Annotated in this window: 19 protein-coding genes and 2 tRNA genes; 18 read left to right on the top strand and 3 right to left on the bottom strand. The window is 62.5% G+C overall.

What is annotated here, in order from left to right:
* Positions 1-54 precede the first annotated feature (54 nt).
* Positions 55-369, top strand: a complete 315-nt coding sequence (locus R3E49_RS09670; RefSeq protein WP_371294853.1) for a P-II family nitrogen regulator — start codon at positions 55-57, stop codon at positions 367-369.
* Between the two features lie 67 nt (positions 370-436).
* Here the strand turns inward: R3E49_RS09670 and R3E49_RS09675 are convergent.
* Both R3E49_RS09675 and rne read right to left on the bottom strand, forming a co-directional pair.
* Positions 437-526: transfer RNA gene (locus R3E49_RS09675), tRNA-Ser, on the bottom strand.
* Positions 527-625: 99 nt separating this feature from the next.
* A complete protein-coding gene (rne, locus tag R3E49_RS09680) occupies positions 626-3,508 on the bottom strand; it encodes a ribonuclease E (protein ID WP_371294854.1) in 2,883 nt (960 codons plus the stop codon).
* Between the two features lie 586 nt (positions 3,509-4,094).
* On the opposite strand from rne, the gene rluC reads away from it, so the two are divergent.
* Positions 4,095-5,051, top strand: a complete 957-nt coding sequence (gene rluC / locus R3E49_RS09685; RefSeq protein WP_371294855.1) for a 23S rRNA pseudouridine(955/2504/2580) synthase RluC — start codon at positions 4,095-4,097, stop codon at positions 5,049-5,051.
* 6 nt (positions 5,052-5,057) lie between these two features.
* Positions 5,058-5,717 (top strand): HAD-IA family hydrolase, encoded by a 660-nt coding sequence (locus R3E49_RS09690; RefSeq protein WP_371294856.1) that lies wholly within the window; start codon positions 5,058-5,060, stop codon positions 5,715-5,717.
* On the opposite strand, the gene R3E49_RS09695 is transcribed toward R3E49_RS09690, so the two are convergent.
* Positions 5,699-6,277, bottom strand: coding sequence for a nucleoside triphosphate pyrophosphatase (locus R3E49_RS09695; protein ID WP_371294857.1), 579 nt, complete (start codon positions 6,275-6,277; stop codon positions 5,699-5,701). The two genes, R3E49_RS09690 and R3E49_RS09695, sit on opposite strands and share 19 nt — an antisense overlap.
* Before the next feature lie 98 nt (positions 6,278-6,375).
* Between R3E49_RS09695 and R3E49_RS09700 the strand changes: the two genes are divergently transcribed.
* The 15 genes from R3E49_RS09700 (at position 6,376) to clpP (ending at position 18,333) form a co-directional block, all read left to right on the top strand.
* The gene (locus R3E49_RS09700) at positions 6,376-6,912 is read left to right on the top strand and encodes a YceD family protein (protein WP_371294858.1); all 537 of its coding nucleotides are present in this window, start codon (positions 6,376-6,378) and stop codon (positions 6,910-6,912) included.
* A 3-nt stretch (positions 6,913-6,915) separates the two neighbouring features.
* The gene (gene rpmF / locus R3E49_RS09705) at positions 6,916-7,098 is read left to right on the top strand and encodes a 50S ribosomal protein L32 (protein WP_290746645.1); all 183 of its coding nucleotides are present in this window, start codon (positions 6,916-6,918) and stop codon (positions 7,096-7,098) included.
* Positions 7,099-7,281: 183 nt separating this feature from the next.
* The gene (gene fabD, locus R3E49_RS09710; RefSeq protein WP_371294859.1) at positions 7,282-8,229 is read left to right on the top strand and encodes an ACP S-malonyltransferase; all 948 of its coding nucleotides are present in this window, start codon (positions 7,282-7,284) and stop codon (positions 8,227-8,229) included.
* 36 nt (positions 8,230-8,265) lie between these two features.
* A complete protein-coding gene (gene fabG / locus R3E49_RS09715; protein WP_371294860.1) occupies positions 8,266-9,009 on the top strand; it encodes a 3-oxoacyl-ACP reductase FabG in 744 nt (247 codons plus the stop codon).
* A gap of 142 nt (positions 9,010-9,151) precedes the next feature.
* The gene (gene acpP, locus R3E49_RS09720; RefSeq protein WP_027951009.1) at positions 9,152-9,388 is read left to right on the top strand and encodes an acyl carrier protein; all 237 of its coding nucleotides are present in this window, start codon (positions 9,152-9,154) and stop codon (positions 9,386-9,388) included.
* A 101-nt stretch (positions 9,389-9,489) separates the two neighbouring features.
* Complete coding sequence (fabF, locus tag R3E49_RS09725) at positions 9,490-10,731, top strand: beta-ketoacyl-ACP synthase II (protein ID WP_371294861.1); 1,242 nt, start codon at positions 9,490-9,492, stop codon at positions 10,729-10,731.
* Positions 10,732-10,741: 10 nt separating this feature from the next.
* Positions 10,742-11,581: an aminodeoxychorismate lyase gene (gene pabC / locus R3E49_RS09730; RefSeq protein WP_371294862.1), complete on the top strand. Its 840-nt coding sequence runs from the start codon at positions 10,742-10,744 to the stop codon at positions 11,579-11,581.
* Positions 11,578-12,615, top strand: coding sequence for an endolytic transglycosylase MltG (mltG, locus tag R3E49_RS09735; protein WP_371294863.1), 1,038 nt, complete (start codon positions 11,578-11,580; stop codon positions 12,613-12,615). The genes pabC and mltG overlap by 4 nt, the downstream gene beginning before the upstream one ends.
* A 2-nt stretch (positions 12,616-12,617) precedes the next feature.
* On the top strand, positions 12,618-13,277 hold the full coding sequence (gene tmk, locus R3E49_RS09740) for a dTMP kinase (protein ID WP_371294864.1): 660 nt from the start codon (positions 12,618-12,620) through the stop codon (positions 13,275-13,277).
* A complete protein-coding gene (gene holB, locus R3E49_RS09745; RefSeq protein ID WP_371294865.1) occupies positions 13,226-14,278 on the top strand; it encodes a DNA polymerase III subunit delta' in 1,053 nt (350 codons plus the stop codon). Before tmk ends, holB begins: the two co-directional genes overlap by 52 nt.
* Positions 14,275-14,628, top strand: a complete 354-nt coding sequence (locus tag R3E49_RS09750) for a PilZ domain-containing protein (RefSeq protein ID WP_027951014.1) — start codon at positions 14,275-14,277, stop codon at positions 14,626-14,628. The genes holB and R3E49_RS09750 overlap by 4 nt, the downstream gene beginning before the upstream one ends.
* A gap of 268 nt (positions 14,629-14,896) precedes the next feature.
* Positions 14,897-15,955, top strand: a complete 1,059-nt coding sequence (locus R3E49_RS09755) for a beta-N-acetylglucosaminidase domain-containing protein (protein ID WP_371294866.1) — start codon at positions 14,897-14,899, stop codon at positions 15,953-15,955.
* Positions 15,956-16,136: 181 nt separating this feature from the next.
* A tRNA-Leu gene (locus R3E49_RS09760) sits at positions 16,137-16,221 on the top strand.
* Between the two features lie 88 nt (positions 16,222-16,309).
* Positions 16,310-17,632: a trigger factor gene (gene tig, locus R3E49_RS09765; protein ID WP_371294867.1), complete on the top strand. Its 1,323-nt coding sequence runs from the start codon at positions 16,310-16,312 to the stop codon at positions 17,630-17,632.
* 59 nt (positions 17,633-17,691) lie between these two features.
* Positions 17,692-18,333 carry an ATP-dependent Clp endopeptidase proteolytic subunit ClpP gene (clpP, locus tag R3E49_RS09770; protein ID WP_371294868.1) on the top strand — a complete coding sequence of 214 codons (642 nt, stop codon included), beginning with the start codon at positions 17,692-17,694 and terminating at the stop codon, positions 18,331-18,333.
* The last annotated feature ends 8 nt before the right edge of the window (positions 18,334-18,341 follow it).

Below are 18,341 nucleotides of genomic sequence, written 5' to 3' on the forward strand. Positions count from 1 at the left end.
GTCCCGGGAGCGGTTGAAACCGCGTTCGAGGACCCACACAAGAGGATGCGACGCATGACATTCAAGGCAGCGAAAGTGGTGATCATCACCGAGAAAGTGATCCTGGAGCAGGTGGCGCAGATCATCGAGGCCATGGGCGCAACCGGATATACGGTGTTTGCTGCAGGCGGCAAGGGTAGCCGCGGGGTGCGTGCTGCAGGACGCGCCGCTGTGGTTGACGGCTTCAGTAATGTGCAGATCGAGGTGATCACCGCCACCCATGACACCGCGGAGAAAATAGCCGTGGAGGTGGCGGATCGGTTCTTCCAGAATTATTCGGGTATAACCTACCTGGAGGATGTGGAAATCCTGCGTTCGCACAAGTTCTAAAGGCCGGCGGCGCCCGGTACGAAGCCAAAAAAAACCCCGGGCAACAGACTCGCCCGGGGTTCTAGTGTGGCGGTGGGCCAGGGATTCGAACCCCGGGAGGGGATAAACCCTCAACGGTTTTCAAGACCGCCGCTTTCGACCACTCAGCCAGCCCACCGTGTTTGTTTTCCCGCCTTCAGCGAGAGAGCGGGATTATACAGTCCCTGCCAATGCGCACAAGCCCTGACGGGCCGGTGCGCATCATTTTGCAGTGCGTCTAGCCCTCGGATACACCGCTTGCGGCAGCGCCAGGGCGCGGCCCCCGTGGGTCATTGCTGGCGCGCGGTGCTACCTGGCCGCTGGCAGCCACAGGTGGGAACTGCTCTTCGCGGAACAGCGTCAGGTGCGCGGTGGTAATCGCCACCTCTTGCACCTGTCGCGGTGCCACGCGAGGGTCGTTGGCAGCGCGTCCGTCTGCGGTGAGACCAGCCGGCCTCGCCACAGGGGCCTCCGACGCAGCGGCTTCGGGAGCCGGTGCAACGGGGGCCGGTGCAGGTTCCGCCGCCGGTGCCTCTGCAAGCTCAGGCGCTTTTGCCGCTACATCCGGCTCCGCAGCCGTGGGCACTGCCGTATCGGGTTGCGCTTCGACTGTCATCGCGGCGCTGTCCTCGCCATCTATGCTGCTGGCAGCGTCGGTTTTGGTGCTGCTCTCCAGCGCCGCCAATGGCGTGCTGTCGAGCACTTCAGCGGCACCGACCGGCTTGCTGGCCGGCGCGTCTGCGGGTGCCTCGCTGGTGTCCACAGCTGTCTGTGCAGTGTCGGCCTGTGCGGTGACACCGGTGTCATCGGTGTCGGCATCCGTCTGCGGGCGGCTGCGGCGGCGACGGCGAGGTTCGCTGCGCTTCATGTCCGAGGGACGCTTGCGTGGCTTGCTGCCTTCTTCACTGGAGTCGTCCTGCCGGGCTTCCTGCTGGCGTCTGGCATAGGCTTCCAGGCTATCGTCATCAGAAGCATCTGCATCGACATCCGACTGATCTTCTACCGGCTCCACGGTGCGCTCGGCATCGGGGCGACGACGCCCCTTGCCACCGCGTCTCCGCGAACGCGAGTTGCCGCTGGATTGACGCTCTTCTGACGAGTCGTCCTGCGACCGGTTGCGTGAGTCTGGCTTCTCGCCCCTGGTGGGCTGTGCGGATGCATCAGTCACCTCGTCGCGATCGTTGCGGGTCTGGTCAGCGCTGCGTGCATTGTTGCCATTGCGGCGGCGGCCACCGCGGCTGCGTTTGCGGCCAGTGCGCTCTCCACTTTTTTCGCCGTTCTCGCTGTCTGGCTCGGCTGCGACGGCTTTGCGGGCCTTCGGCTTGGGCGCCGGCTCTTCTGCCTTGGCGGGCTCGCCGAACAGCATGCCCATCAGTCGCGTCACAAGGCCCGGCTTCACAGCGGGCGCGGCGGGTTCGGCAGCTTTGGCGGCAGTGCTCTTGCCGCCGCGCTTACGCTTCGGCGCAGGCACTTCGGCGGTGGTTTCCTCCCGCTCGGGCGCCGGTTGCGGCGCAGGCATCTGCGGTGCAACGCGTTGCACGGCGGCCTCCTGCTGCGGAATGTTGGCGGAGTGCGAATCGCTGATAAGGTCAGTATCCGGTACCGCGATATCGATGGAGTAACTGACGGTGCGGTCTTCGCTGACTTCGTCGTCGCGCAGGCGCTGCACTTCAAAGTGCGGTGTTTCAAGATTCGGATTGGGAATCACCAGCAGTCGTGTGCGGCTGACAATTTCGATATCGGAAAGGGCCGAGCGTTTCTCGTTGAGCAGGTACGCCGCCACATCCACCGGTACAATGGCGCGCACCTCGGCACTGCGATCCTTGATGGCTTCTTCTTCCATCAGGCGCAGGATGGATAGCGCGAGAGACTTGGTGTCGCGGATAGTGCCCTGACCGGTGCAACGCGGGCAGACAATGGCGCTGGTTTCCCCAAGAGACGGGCGCAGCCGCTGGCGCGACATCTCCAGCAGGCCAAACCGCGAGATGCGGCCCACCTGGACGCGTGCGCGGTCCAGTTCCAGCGCATCGCGCATGCGGTTTTCGACAGCGCGCTGGTTGCGTGCGGCCAGCATGTCGATGAAGTCAATGACCACCAGGCCGCCCATGTCCCGCAGCCGCAGCTGGCGCGCGATTTCATCGGCCGCCTCAAGGTTGGTCTGCAGGGCGGTGTCTTCAATGTCGGTGCCCTTGGTGGCGCGGGCGGAGTTGATGTCGATGGAAACCAGTGCTTCCGTGGGGTCAATGACAATGGAACCACCGGAGGGCAGGCGGACCTCGCGCTGGAAAGCCGTTTCGATCTGGCTTTCAATCTGGAAACGGTTGAAGAGGGGGATGGTGTCCTCGTAGCGACGAATACGGTTCTTGTATTTCGGCATGACCATGCTGACGAATTCATAGGCCTCGGCATAGGCATCGTCTGAGTCGATCAACACCTGGTCGATGTCGTCGCGCAGGTAGTCGCGCACAGCGCGGATGATTACGTTGCTCTCCTGGAACAGCAGCGCGGGGGCCTTCACTTCCTTGTTGGCGACGGTGATGGATTCCCACAGCTGCAACAGATAGTTCAGGTCCCATTGCAGCTCTTCGGTGGTGCGTCCCACACCGGCCGTGCGGATGATAACCCCCATACCGTTGGGGATTTCCAGCCCACTCAGGGCTTCGCGCAGTTCGCTGCGGTCGTCCCCTTCAATGCGGCGCGAGATACCGCCCGCCTTGGGGTTGTTGGGCATCAGCACCATGTAGCGACCGGCCAGGCTGATAAAGGTGGTGAGGGCCGCGCCCTTGTTACCGCGCTCCTCTTTGTCCACCTGGACAATGATTTCCGTGCCTTCTTTTACGACCTCTTTGATCTTCAGGCGGCCCTCGCTGTTGCCGGGATCCTTGTAAAAGTACTCACGGGCGATTTCCTTGAGGGGCAGAAAGCCATGACGCTCCGCGCCGAATTCAACGAAAGCGGCCTCAAGGCTGGGTTCAACCCGGGTAATCTTGCCCTTGTAGATATTTGATTTCTTTTGCAGACGGGTGCGGTTTTCAATATCCAGATCGTACAGTCGCTGTCCGTCAACGAGCGCAACGCGCAGCTCTTCGGGCTGTGTTGCATTGATAAGCATTTTTTTCATGATGTGCCATTCTACCTGGTGCGCGCAGGTCTGGCGGGGCGGGAATCAGCCATACAGCCGGCCATGAGGCCGGACATAGCCGAGTAACGGTCCTGACACTGACGTGGCGGCTGGGCCGGTCACGCAGTGGTGAGGTACTACTCAGTACGCTCAGGTGAACTGTACAGGGCGAGAGGCCGTTGTCTGCCTGTCGCCGGGTAGTACTGCCGGTTAGAGCCTGCGCGTGCAGGTCGTTACCCGGTCGGGGCCGCATCACCTGACGAATACGGCCGTACTGCCCAAAGCTTTCACTGATTCGGAGTCCCGGCAGTCTCACTGCGCGGTTCATACTGTATCGGCGCGGCTCAGCCTCAGTCCCGGGCTATGCCCTGTGGGTGGCGGGCGCGTCGACATCCGTTGTGTGCCTGCACACGCAAGTGCGGGTATGATGTCTCCTGTGGGGCGCTGCGGTTACGTCGGCAGACCCTGCTGTCACCGGAGTGGTTGCGTTGTGCGTCGGGGGTAAGACCCCTCGAGCCTGGCTACACGGCCCGGAGTATACCTGCATTTGCTAAGTGCTTCAATTATTTGGTGATTTCCCGAACCCATGGTCAAAACACAAGCCACCCCTGTACCCAATGCAGTCCGTTTCGTCGAAATTGATGCGGACAGCGCAGGGCAGCGACTCGATAATTACCTGCTGCGCGAGCTGAAAGGGGTGCCGAAAACACGCATTTATCGGGGCCTGCGCAAAGGCGAGTTCCGCATCAACAAAGGGCGTGTGAAAGCCGAATACCGCCTGGTGGCGGGTGATGTGCTGAGGGTGCCTCCGCTGCACCAGCCCGAGCCCGGTGCTCCGGTGGTGGTGCCGGGTTACTGGGCGGCTGAAATCCAGTCGCGCATCGTCTTCGAGGGCGCGGGACTGCTGGTGATCAATAAACCCTCGGGGCTCGCCGTGCACGGCGGCAGTGGCCTGAACTTCGGTTTGATCGAGTGCCTGCGGCAGCTGCGGCCCCAGGATCGCTATCTGGAACTGGTGCATCGGCTGGATCGGGATACCTCGGGCCTCATCCTGGTGGCGCGCAAGCCTGCGGTATTGCGGGAGTTGCACCGGCAGCTGCGAGGCGACGGGGTAGACAAGCGCTATGTTGCGCTGGTGGCGGGACGTTGGCCACGTGAGCGGCGCATGGTGGAAGCCCCCCTGCAGAAAAATGTCGTGCAATCGGGTGAGCGTATGGTTCGGGTCGCGAAGGAGGGCAAGGCATCGGTGACCGGTTTTCAGGTGCTGGAGCAGTTTTCCCGGGCCACGTTGGTGGAGGCCCGGCCCTACACCGGCCGTACTCACCAGATTCGCGTGCATGCGCGCTTCGCCGGCCATCCGATTCTCGGCGATGACAAGTATATGGACGATGCCTGCGCCGAGCTGGCGCGCTCGCTGGGGGTGGGTCGCTTGTTCCTGCACGCTCGCTCACTGACCTTTACCTTGCCGGGCGCGGGGCAATTACGTCTTGAGGCGCCGCTCGACAAAGATCTAGAGGCTATATTAGAAAATGCGCGTATCTAATTGAATATGATAGTTATATTTGACTGGGATGGGACGCTTTGCGACTCCGTGGAGCAGATTGTGCAGGCCATGCAGGCGGCAGCGGAGGACTGCGACCTGCCGGTGCCGGAGGCCGATGCCGTCAGGCACATCATCGGCCTCAGTCTGGTGACCGCGATGCCCCTGCTGTTCCCGGGCAGTTCGGCAGCACAGCAGGAGGCCATGCAGGCCGCCTATGCCCGCTGTTACCGTGCGCTGGACCCCGGGCCGGCGACCCTGCACGAGGGCGCCCTGGAGACACTGGACTGGCTGCGCGCATCCGGGTTTGAAGTGGCCGTTGCGACGGGCAAGAGTCGACGGGGGCTGGATCGTGTCCTGCAGGGTCTGGGCCTGGAGGGCTACTTCCATAGCACACGCTGTGCCGATGAGACACGCTCCAAGCCGCATCCGTTGATGTTGGAAGAAATCCTGCTGGAGCGCGGCAAAGCGGCGCACTCCGCCCTGATGGTGGGCGACTCAGAATACGATCTGGAGATGGCGCGGCGCCTCGGCATGCCCTCGGTGGGCGTGACCTTCGGCGTGCACTCGCGCGAACAGCTTCTGCGCCACCGCCCGCTGGCCCTGATTGACCGGCTGGCTGCGTTAAAGGAACTGCCCCATGTGCTGTCTCAGGCCAGTATCGGGTAGCCCGCCTCGCCGAGCAGGCGGGTCAGGGCGATCAGCGGCAGGCCTTCAAGGCTGCTGGGGTCGTCGCCTTCCATACGCTCGAACAGGGCGATGCCCAGGCCCTCACATTTGAAGCTGCCGGCGCAGTCCAGCGCCGGCTCCCGCTCGAGGTAGGCAGTGATCGCCGCCTGGGACAGGGGGCGAAAATGCACGTTGAAAGGTTCCACATGGGTTAGCTCCAGGTCGTCGGCAATCCGGCAGACCGCCAGTCCGGTAAGGAAGCGCACGGTGCGCCCGGAGCTTGACGTCAGCTGCAGCCTGGCGTTTTCCACGCTGCCGGGTTTACCGATCAGCCGGCCATCCAGCTCCGCCACCTGGTCGCTACCGATTACCAGGGCGCCGGGGTGAGCCTGGGCGACTGAACGTGCCTTGGCCAGTGCCAGACGCAGGGCCAGCTGTGCACCGGTCTCGCCAGCCAGGGGCGTCTCATCGGTGTCGGGTGGCAGGCAGCGGAAGGGGTGCTGCAGGCGCGCCAGCAAGGCTTTGCGGTAGGGTGAGGTCGAGGCAAGTATCAGGTCCATGATCAGGTTTTCCGCAAGCGGCAGTGAAGGCTGTGAACTGGTTGTATTCTAAAGATATTTTTTGACAAAGGGGTAAACCGCCCCTATGATGCGCGCCTATGTTGACCGACCCCCTTCCCGCGTCGCTGGACGTCCGCAAGGCTGCCACGCGTGGCGCGACCATCAGGGGCACGCTCAAACCGCTGGAATTGCCCCGTTTTCGGGATCTGCTGGCCGCAGACGAGGGTGTTGTTGAAGCGGAGTTGGCGCTGTCCAGGGATGAGGAGGGCAGGTACGTTGTGCGGGTGGTGACTGACAGTGCGGTCACGGTTACCTGCCAGCGGTGCCTGCGGCCCATGTCGGCTGCGCTACATTCGGAGAGCACCCTCGCGGTGGTCTGGACGGATGAGCAGGCCCGTCATTTGCCGGCGAGTCTCGATCCACTGATAGCCGGTGAGGACGAGGTTTCGCTGCGGGAACTGGTCGAGGATGAGCTGATTCTGGCAATGCCGCCGTTCAGCTATCACGAGCAGGCGGAATGCAACACAGTTTTGGCGGACCTCGCCGCGGAGCGCGTAGCAGACGAGCCCGTCGACAGGCCCAACCCGTTTGACGTGCTGGCGCAGTTAAAGCCCGGCGATACCCATCAGGAGTAAGACATGGCTGTTCAACAGGACAAGAAATCACGTTCACGCCGCGGCATGCGTCGTTCACACGACTCACTTTCCGGCCCGACGCTGAGCGTCGACCAGACCTCCGGTGAAACCCACCGTCGTCACCATGTGACGGCAGATGGCTTCTACCGCGGCAAGAAAGTGGTCAACACCGGCAACGACGAGTAAGTCCGTTCCGGCTGGCACTGCAGGCTGTTCACAGTCTACGTGTCGGTAATGGTAGCGAAATCAAAACGGGAGCCCAGGCTCCCGTTTTGCATTTTCAGGCTGGCGCGCGCTGGCTGTTCTACACTCGCGGTAACCGGCGCGACCGTCGCCGGTACCGTGTAAACGTTAGAGGGTGCTATTGATATGACGTTGAGTCACTGTGCATTTGTGTTTCCCGGCCAGGGGTCACAGAAAGTCGGCATGCTTGCCGGTGCTCACGCTGCCTTCCCGGCGGTGCGCGAGACCTTTGATGAAGCCTCCGCGGCGCTCGGTATGGACGTGTGGAGTCTGGTGCAGGAGGGGCCGCAGGAGGCACTGAATCTCACAGCCACCACCCAGCCCATCCTGCTGACCGCCAGTGTCGCCCTGTGGCGCGCCTGGCGCGCGGCGGGCGGCGCGGAACCCGCCTTGCTCGCCGGGCACAGCCTCGGCGAATTTTCTGCACTGGTCTGCGCCGGTTCGCTCGCTTTTGACGATGCCGTGCGCCTGGTACGCCAGCGCGGTGAGTTCATGCAGACAGCGGTCCCGTTAGGCGAGGGCGGCATGGCGGCGATCATCGGTCTGGACGATGAGAGTATCGACCGTATTTGTGGCGAGGTGAGCGCCGCGGGCGACGGCGAGGTGGCTGCGGTCAATTTCAACTCGCCTGGTCAAGTGGTGATTGCCGGCCACGCCGCGGCGGTCGAGCAGGCGTCCGCGGCGCTGAAAGCCGCGGGGGCAAAGCGCGCGATGCCGCTGCCGGTCTCCGCACCTTTCCATACGTCGCTGATGCGTCCGGCCGGCGAGCGACTCGCCGAGGTGTTGGCCTCTATTGCAATTCAGGCGCCCGCCATACCCGTCGTGCACAATGTTCATGCACGACCCGAATCCGACCCCGAGCGCATTCGCAGCCTGTTGGTAGAGCAGATCTACAGTCCCGTCCAGTGGACGGCATGCGTTGCCTACATGGCGGCGCAGGGCGTCACGCAGGTGGTGGAGTGTGGCCCGGGCAAGGTGCTGAGCGGACTCAACAAGCGCATCGACGGTGCGTTGCAGAGTCACTCACTGGAAGAGCCCACAGGGCTTGCCGATACGCTTGCGGCCCTGGCCTGAGCAGATCTGGAACAGCAATAAGGAAGGGGAGCAGGGATGAGTGAGGAAAAGAAAGTTGCGCTGGTGACGGGTGCCAGCCGTGGCATTGGCCGTGCTATCGCGGAACAGCTTGCAGCCGATGGGTATGTCGTCGTGGGCACCGCGACCACTGAAGCGGGAGCCGCTGCCATCGGTGAGTATCTTCGGGACGGCGGTTTCGAGGGCTGTGGCATGACGCTGGATGTGGCTGACCAGGCTGCCGTCGAGGATGTGGTCAAGGGTATCAGCGCGCAATTCGGCGCGCCGCTGGTACTGGTCAACAATGCGGGTATCACGCGCGACAATATTCTGATGCGCATGAAGGCAGAGGAATGGCAGGCCGTCATCGACACCAACCTGAGCGCGGTCTACCGGGTCAGCAAGGCCTGCCTGCGTGGCATGACCAAGGCCCGCTGGGGTCGAATCGTGAATATCACGTCGGTAGTGGGCGCAATGGGTAATGCCGGGCAGAGCAACTACGCGGCGAGCAAGGCGGGTGTGGAGGGTTTTTCGCGGGCGCTGGCGCGTGAACTGGGCTCCCGCGCCGTGACGGTCAACTGTGTCGCTCCGGGCTTTATTGATACCGATATGACGCGTGCACTGAGTGACGAACAGCGTGAGGCGATGCTCGGCCAGATTCCCCTCGCACGTCTCGGCGAGGCACGGGAAATCGGTGCCCTGGTGGCTTTTCTGTGCGGGGAGCACGCGGGTTATATCACCGGCGAGACTATCCATATCAACGGTGGCATGAACATGGCGTAACGGATGCGGCGCCGCGTTGCCGCATGCTGGCGGTCGGCGCCCAAAAAAAATTTATTACTCCGGCGCAAAACAGAGTAAAATGCGCTCTTGGGCCGGGTGACCAGGTTTCATTCAGACTTTTTTGTCAGGAGTTATACATAAAATGAGCAGCATTGAAGAACGCGTAAAAAAGATCGTCGCAGAGCAGCTTGGCGTCAAGGAAGAAGAAGTTCAGACGGAAGCGTCTTTTGTCGAAGACCTGGGCGCGGATTCACTGGACACGGTGGAACTGGTGATGGCTCTGGAAGAAGAGTTTGAAACCGAGATTCCCGATGAAGAAGCCGAGAAGATCACTACGGTGAAGTTGGCTATCGACTACATCAAGGAAAATCTCGCCTGAGATTGTCCCCGCAGTAACCGGAAGAGCCGTTTCTATGTTTTGATAGAGCGGCTTTTCTTATTTATGCTTCCAGCACCTGATTCAACCGGGGAGTGCGTTCGGTGATTGGCAGACGCGTTGTTGTCACAGGTCTTGGCATGGTGAGCCCACTGGGGCTCGATGTGCAGGAAACCTGGAAAAATATCATTGCCGGCAAAAGCGGTGTCGCACCGATTGTCGCGTTTGATGTCGAGGCCTACAGCACGCGGTTCAGTGCCAGTGTCAGAGGCTTCGACAGCACGCCGTATTTCAGCGACAAAGACGCCCGTAAAATGGACATCTTTGTGCAGTTCGGGATGGCCGCCGGGATACAGGCAATGCTGGATTCCGGGCTCGAGGTGACGGACGCCAACGCCCACCGCATTGGCTGTGCCATAGGGTCCGGCATCGGCGGCATTGGCCAGATCGAGAAAAATACGGAGATCGTGGCGCGCTCCGGGCCACGCAAGATTTCACCCTTCTTTGTGCCCGGTTCCATTATCAACATGATCTCGGGCAATCTCTCTGTCCGTTACAATCTTCAGGGTCCGAATCTCGCTGTGGTCACGGCCTGTACCTCGGGCACGCACAACATCGGCCTCGGTGCCCGCCTGATTGCCCTCGGCGATGCCGATGCCATGTTGGTGGGCGGTGCCGAGATGGCCACGACACCTGTCGGCCTCGGGGGTTTTGCCGCCGCCCGGGCGCTGTCAACGCGCAATGACGATCCGGCAGCGGCTTCGCGTCCCTGGGATCGCGATCGCGACGGCTTTGTGCTGGGTGACGGCGCAGGGGTGTTGATGATCGAAGAGTATGAGTCGGCGAAAGCGCGGGGTGCCAATATCTACGCGGAAATCACCGGCTTTGGCATGAGCGGCGACGCGTATCACATGACGCTGCCGCCGGAGGATGGTCGCGGCGCGGCTGCTGCAATGCGCAATGCCATCTCCGATGCCGCGGTATCCGTCGACCAGATTGACTACATCAACGCACACGGCACATCGACCAGTGCCGGTGATCTTGCTGAAAGTCGCGCGATCCAGACAGTGCTGGGGGCCGCGTCAGAAGCGGTCGCGGTCAGTTCCACGAAGTCCATGATCGGTCACCTGCTGGGTGCTGCGGGGGCCGTGGAGGCCATTTTTTCCATATTGGCCCTGCGCGATCAGGTAGCCCCTCCGACCATCAACCTCGACAATCCGGACGAGGGTTGCGTTCTCAATTACGTGCCGCATACCGCACAGGAGCGCCGTATCCGGCACGCGCTCTCCAACTCCTTCGGCTTCGGCGGCACCAACGGGTCCCTGCTGTTCAGTCAGCTCGGCTGATGCCGGCCGGGTGGTAGTTGCGGCCCAGACATGGATTGACGGCACACCCGGCGACGCACTGCAGTTGCCGGATCGGGCGTTCGCCTACGGCGATGGGGTCTTTGAAACCATGCTCCTGCGGGACGGTCAACCGGTGTTGGCCAGCCTCCACTTTGATCGACTGGCTATCGGCTTGGCGTGTTTGCGTATGCCGGAGGCACTGCCGCTTGCCCGGCAGCACCTCGATACCGTTCTGGATTCCCTGCGCGCAGTGAAAGGCTACGCAGCGCTGCGCCTGACAGTGTCGCGAGGCACGGGGCCGCGGGGCTATGCGCCGCCGCAGGTGGCCACACCGCGGGTTGTCATCAGCGTGTCAGAGATGGCGTACGACCCGTCAGTGTTCCCGGAACCCGCCACGCTCGGGGAGACACAGGTCCGGTGGGGCAAGCAGCCGCAGTTGGCGGGCGTGAAACACCTGAACCGACTGGAACAGGTGCTGGCCGCTGCCGACGCGATGGAGGCTGGGGTGGACGAGGTGCTGATGCTGGATCAGTCTGGTGCACCGCTGTCGGTGTCCTCGGGCAATCTGTTTCTGGTGGCGGGCAAGCGGCTCCTCACACCCATCTTGCTTGATGCGGGGATCGCCGGTACCCGCCGTCGCCTGCTGCTGGATCACCTTGCGTCAGCCTGCGGTCTGCAGGCGGCGGAATCCCGGCTACAGCTGCACCAGCTGCTGGCGGCCAATGAAGTGTTCTATTGCAACGCCCTCACCGGTCTGCGGCCGGTAGGCGGGTTTCGCGATCGCAACTGGGGTCTGCACCCTGTCACCCGGCGCTTGCATGCCGCTTATGGCGAGTGGCTGCAGCGGTGACGCGCTGGCGCCGTCCGTTGCTACTGGCGCTGGTTCTGGCGGTCCTCTTTGCCCTGCTCGTGGCACGTGAGGCCTGGCAGAGGTGGCAGGCCCCCCTGCGCCTGCCGGAGTCGGGGCTGCTGCTCACGGTACACCCGGGAGACAGCTTGCGCTCGGTAGCCGAGCGTCTGCAGGCGGAGGGCGTATTGCCGCACCCGGAGCTGTTGCTGCTCTGGGCGCGCTACCACCGGCTCGATGCCCGGATTCGGCGGGGGGAGTACGCGCTGGAGCCCGGGCTCACGGCTGAAAGCCTGTTGGCGCTGCTGGTCAGTGGGCGCGTAGTGCAGTACCAGGTGACGCTTCCCGAGGGCATCGTAGTGGCACAGGCGCTTGCCATTCTGCAGCGCGAGAGTGCGCTGGAGAGCGTCCTGTCAGGGCCGGATGATGCCAGGTTGTTGCAGCTCGTCGCACCGTACGAGGCGGTCGAGGGTCTGTTTCTGCCGGAAACCTACCGCTACGAGCGCGGCGACAGCGATCTCGATATCCTGCGTCGTGCACACCGCGCCCTGTTGGAAGCGCTGGAACAGGAGTGGGCAATACGCGACGCGGATCTGCCCTATGACTCCCCCTACGAAGCCCTGATCATGGCCTCCATTATAGAGCGTGAAACCGGTGTACCCGAAGAGCGGGGAGAAATTGCGGGGGTGTTTGTGCGTCGCTTGCAGCGTGGTATGCGGCTGCAAACCGACCCGACCATCATTTACGGGTTGGGTGATGCCTTCGATGGCAATCTGCGCCGCAGCCACCTGCTGGACGCGGACAATCTCTTCAATACCTACCGGCACGCTGGGCTGCCACCGACACCGATCGCCTTGCCCGGGCGTGCGGCACTGCAGGCCGCTCTGCAGCCCGCGGCGGGTGAAACCCTGTTTTTCGTCGCGCGTGGTGATGGCAGCCACGAGTTCAATACCACGCTTGAAGGGCATGAGCGTGCCGTGCGTAAATACCAGCTGCAACGGCGCGAAGATTACCGTTCATCTCCGGAGAGTCCCTGACCATGGTCACAGCACGCGGTCTGTTTATCACCGTCGAAGGCGGTGAAGGTGCAGGAAAATCCACCAATATTGCCTGTATTCAGGCCTATTTAGAGGCTCGTGGCGTGGACCTCGTGGTGACACGCGAGCCCGGTGGCACCCGTCTGGGTGAAGATATCCGCGCAGTGCTGCTGCGCCCGAGAGAGGAGCCCGTGGTGCCGATGGCCGAGTTGCTGCTGCTGTTTGCGGCGCGCGCCCAGCACCTGCAGGATGTCATACAGCCCGCGCTGCACGCCGGCAAGTGGGTGATCTGCGATCGCTTCACCGATGCCAGCTACGCTTACCAGTGTGGCGGTCGCGGGTTGCCGGCCGCAACCGTGCGCGCGCTGGAAACGCTGGTGCAGGGGGAGTTGCGGCCTGACTACACGCTCCTGCTCGATGCGCCCGTAGCCACGGGGCTTGAGCGTGTCAGGGGCCGCGGTGAGCTGGACCGCTTCGAGCGCGAGGAACTGGCCTTTTTTGAGCGTGTACGCGATACCTATCTGCAACTCGCCCGGGAGAGCAGCGGTCGCTATCACGTTGTCGATGCCAGTCAGCCGCTGGCCGCGGTGCAGACGCGCATTGAGGAGATATGCGCGGAGCTGTTCGCCTGCTGGGCACCGCGACACCCGGTGGCAAAATGAACCTGCAGGACCTGCCTGAAGTCAGCGTACCTTTGCCATGGCAGGCTGAGGCCTGGGCGCGGCTGCAGGAGCAGGTCAGTCGCCAACAGCTCCCACACGCGCTGCTTCTTGCTGGCCCGGCGGGCGTCGGCAAACAGCGGCTGGCGTTGGCACTGGCGCGCTATCTGCTATGCCACCAACCCGTCGCCGGCCACAACTGTGGCGCGTGCAGGGCCTGCCGTTTCAGTCAGTCGGGCAGTCACGGTGACTTTCGCTGGCTGCAACCGGAAGGCTCCAGCAAGGTGATACGCATTGAGCAGGTGAGAGAGGCGGTTGCCTTTGTCTACCGCACGGCGGGGTTCGGCGCACGCAAGGTTGTGGTCCTCAGCCCGGCCGAGCGCCTGTCGCACGGCGCTGCCAACGCACTCCTGAAAGGACTGGAGGAGCCTTCTGCAGACACTCACCTGATCCTGATCGCGGAGCGTTTGCAGGGCATGCCAGCAACAGTGCGTTCCCGCTGCCAGTTGCTAAAACTGCCCCTCCCGGGCCCTGATCAGTGCCTGCCGTGGCTGCAGCGCGTCACTGGTGACGAGGCGGGTGCGGCTGACCTGCTCGCACTCGCCGGCGGCGTGCCGCTGCTCGCAGAGCAGTTGTTTACCGAAGGCGGCGCCGGACCCCTGCGGGAGCGCCGCACCGCGTTGGGCGACCTGGCCCGGGGCAGGGCAACGGTACCGGTTGTGGCGGCGCGCTTCGCCCAGCTGGAGCTCACCCAGGCGCTGCGCGACATCGCCCTGTTTCTACAGTTGTACTTGTGCCGGCAGGATCAGGCTGCGCTGCGCAGGGCGCAGCCGCTGTTTCACCTGCTTGACCGCCTGCAAGCGCTGCAGGCGGCTATCGCCGCCGGCTCCAACCCGAATCCACAGTTGGCGCTGGAAAGTGTGCTGATCAGTCTGGCGGATGGCTTTGGTGTGATGCGCAGCGGTGCTACCATGCGTCCGTCTTCAGAGGAGATCGCACCATGAGTGATTCTGCAGCGGGTAGCCGCAACGGGATTCTGTCGCTCACCATCAAGGACAAAGCCGTGCTGTATTCGGCGTATATGCCCTTTCTGCATAACGGCGGACTGTTCGTGCCCACCAACAAAACCTACAAGGTGGGGGACGAGGTCTTCATGTTGCTGACCCTGATGGACGAGCCGGAGAAAATACCGATCTCCGGCAAGGTCGTGTGGGTCACGCCCCGGGGCGCGCAGGGTAACCGCACAGCAGGTATCGGCGTGCAGTTCAGTGAACAGGATGCCGCCGCCAACAGCAAGATCGAGAACCATCTCGCGGGGTCGCTGGGATCGGATCGTCCGACCCATACCATGTAGCCTTGCACGCGGCGTTCAGGTAAAAAAAATGGGTCCCGCCAGGGACCCAAGAAGACCATTAGGAGTGAAACACAAAAGGAATTACTTCCCTTTCAGAGCGTTGGGTACGCTCCAAGTGGCTGCTCGCTCGAGTCAGGGGAAAAGCAGCCACATATTTAGTATCGCCTATCAGTGGTAATTTTCCACAGTCTCGAGGCCGAATCATTAGGCTGATTTACGATAAAAACCTTGATACATATTTTAATTTAGAATAAGCGAGCGCTAAACCATGTTGCGTCACCGGCTCATCGGCGTTGTGGAGGGGTTCTACGGACGCCCTTGGCAGCACGAACTGAGGCTGTCCTATGCCGGGTTCCTGCAGGCACTTGGCCTCAACACCTACCTGTACGCGCCCAAGGGTGACCCCTGGCTGCGCAAGCGCTGGCAGGAAGACTGGCCGGCTGAGGAGTGGCATGCCCTGGCGCAACTCGCCGCACACTACCAGCAGCGGGGCTTGTTCTTCGGCGTTGGTCTGTCACCGTTCGAACTGTATGGACGTTACGGGCAGGGGCAGCGGCGCCAGTTGCGTGACAAAATCCGGCGCTTGAATGAGCTTCCGGCCTCCCTGTTGGCGATTCTCTTCGATGACATGCCGGGCGAGCAGGCCGACCTCGCCGAGCGTCAGGCGGAGATCGTCGCTGACGTCCTCGACTGGAGTGATGCAGGCCGCCTGCTTGTCTGTCCCACCTACTACTCTTTTGATCCGGTGCTGGAGCGTCATTTTGGCCGGATGCCAGCGGACTACTGGCCCGACCTGGGGCGCCTGCTGGACCCCGGGGTTGATATATTCTGGACCGGTAACCGCGTCTGCGCCGAGGCCATCACGCGGGACGACCTGCAGCGGGCCGCGGGCGCGCTCGGACGCCCCGTGATGCTCTGGGATAACTATCCCGTCAACGACGGCGCTCTGCGCAGCGACCATCTGTATCTCGCACCGCTCAGCCAGCGCGCCGGCGTTCTGGATCCCTCGGTTGTCACCGGTCACCTGTGCAATCCCATGCTGCAGGGGCGCTGCTCCCTGCCAGCACTCCTGGGGCTGGCCGGTCTCTATGCAGAGGGGGCCGGCCCGCACCCCGATCTCCCTGAGCAACTGCTGGGCGCGTCGCTGTGGCGCTGCCTGCAGCGCGATGCGGAGGAATTTCGCGTGGCCGGGCTTTCCGGGATGTCAGCACAGCGCCGGTTGGCGCTGGCCGGGGAATACGCGGGCCTCCCCGGCCCGGCTGCCGGCGAGGTGGTGGGCTGGCTGCGTGGGGATTATGCCTTCGACCCGGCCTGTCTCACGGATTAGCCTCTGGGTCAGCATCGGTCGCGGTTGTGCCGCATTCCGGTTTGTGGCAGAATCCGCAGCCTTGCGAGAACTCAAAATTGCGTTTTTTTAGGCCATCAAGGCCAGAAAAATCAACAGGTTACGTCGTATTTGCAGGGTTATTTCAGCACTGCGTCGTAACGCAATAGCGGTTTCCCGACACGCGGAAGTGGCGAAATTGGTATACGCGCTGGATTTAGGTTCCAGTGCCGCAAGGCGTGAGAGTTCGAGTCTCTCCTTCCGCACCAACTGACAGCGACCCTGGCCCCGGGGCAGGGTCGTTCTGATGACGGGGCGCACCGGCGCCCACTACCGACTGGATTGTGAGGAATAACCATGCAGGTGTCCATTGAAACGACTTCGGGCCTGGAGCGCCGCTTGACCGTCGGCGTGCCCGCCGCTCAGGTCGACAGTGAGGTCGATTCGCGGTTGCAAAAGGCCGCTCAGAACGTGCGCTTGCCCGGCTTTCGCCCCGGCAAGGTGCCAATGAAAGTCATGCGTCAGCGCTACGGTGCGGGCGTGCGTCAGGAAGTGCTGGGTGAGGTTATGAGTCGCTCGTTCCAGCAGGCAGTGGTGCAGGAAAAGCTGCGTCCAGCGGGCCAGCCCAGCATTGAACCGCGCAGCCTGGAAGCGGGCCGGGACATTGAGTACGTCGCCACCTTTGAGGTCTTTCCGGAAGTGGAGGTCGTTTCCATGTCCGGTTTTGCCGTCACCCGGCCGGTTGCCGAGGTCACAGACGCGGATGTGGACAACATTATCGATGTGTTCCGCAAACAGCAGGGCACGCGTGAAACGGTTGAGCGCGCCGCGGCAATGGGCGACATCGTCAACCTGGACTACGTGGGTACCCGCGACGGCGAGGCCTTCGACGGCGGCAGCGCCGAGGGAACCGATCTGGAGCTTGGCTCCGGACGGATGATCTCGGGTTTTGAGGACGGGATTGTCGGGCTGGCTGCCGGCGACGAAAAAACCCTCGAGCTCACCTTCCCCGAGGACTATCACAACGAAGATCTGCGCGGTGCAGCGGTGCAGTTTGCGGTCAAGGTTAACGAGGTGAAGGAGCTGGTGCTGGCGCCCCTCAACGAGGACCTGTTCAAGCTCTACGGCGTTGAGGAGGGCGGTGAGCAACAATTCCGCAAGGAAGTTGCAGAAAATATGACCCGGGAGCTGAAAAATGCCGTAACTAGTCGGGTCAAGCAGCAGGTGATGGACGCGGTGGTCGAGGCGCACAAGGCGCTGGAAGTGCCCAAGGCGCTGGTCAAGCAGGAAATCCAGGCCCTGCGCAAGCAGATGTTCCAGCAGTTTGGTGGAGCGGCGCCCGAGGGACTGGATCTGGACTCCCTGCTGCCGGATGACATGTTCCGTGACAACGCCGAGCGCCGGGTCAAACTGGGGCTGGTGTTGTCCGAGATGATCGGCAAGTTCGAGCTCAAGGCCGACCCCGCCAAAGTGCGGGAAACCATTGAGGAACTCGCCGCAACGTATCAGGACGCGGAAGAGGTCATCAACTGGTATTATGGCAACCCGGAGCAGCTGTCATCCGTCGAGTCCAAGGTCCTTGAGGACAGCGTGGTCGACAAGCTGCTGGAGTCAGCTGAGGTGACCGACGAGCCCTGCAGCTACCAGGAGGCGATTGCGCAGGCCCAGAGCCAGCGCTGAGTGCACACCCGGGCGCCGTCACTGGCGGCGCCCCCATACATAACCAAGGAAACGATTGCATGGCGAACTTGCCGGACGGCCGTAACACAATGAATGTCAACAATCTGGGCCTTATCCCGATGGTCGTGGAGCAGACTGCACGCGGCGAGCGTTCCTACGACATTTATTCGCGCCTCCTCAAAGAGCGCGTGGTGTTCGTGGTGGGCCCGGTAGAGGACCACATGGCAAATCTTATTGTCGCCCAATTGTTGTTCCTCGAGTCGGAAAACCCCGACAAGGACATTCACCTGTACATCAACTCGCCGGGGGGTTCAGTGACCGCCGGGCTGTCCATTTACGATACGATGCAGTTCATCAAGCCCGATGTCAGCACCATGTGTATTGGCCAGGCGGCCTCAATGGGTGCGTTCCTGCTCTCCGGTGGTGCTGCAGGCAAGCGCTTCATCCTGCCGAACGCACGCACCATGATTCACCAGCCCAGCGGCGGCGCACAGGGGCAGGCCTCAGATATCGACATCCAGGCGCGCGAAATCCTCATCATTCGTCGGCGTCTGAACGAGCTCATGGCCGAGCATACCGGCCAGAGTCTTGAGACCATCGAGCGCGACACCGAGCGCGATCGCTTCATGAACGCCGAGCAAAGCAAGGAATACGGCCTGGTGGATGAAGTGATCAACCGTCGGGCCCCGTCGGCACAATAGGCGTCGCG

Origin of the sequence: Haliea sp. (genome assembly GCF_041395985.1) — a bacterium.
In the GTDB taxonomy this organism is placed as follows: domain Bacteria; phylum Pseudomonadota; class Gammaproteobacteria; order Pseudomonadales; family Halieaceae; genus Haliea.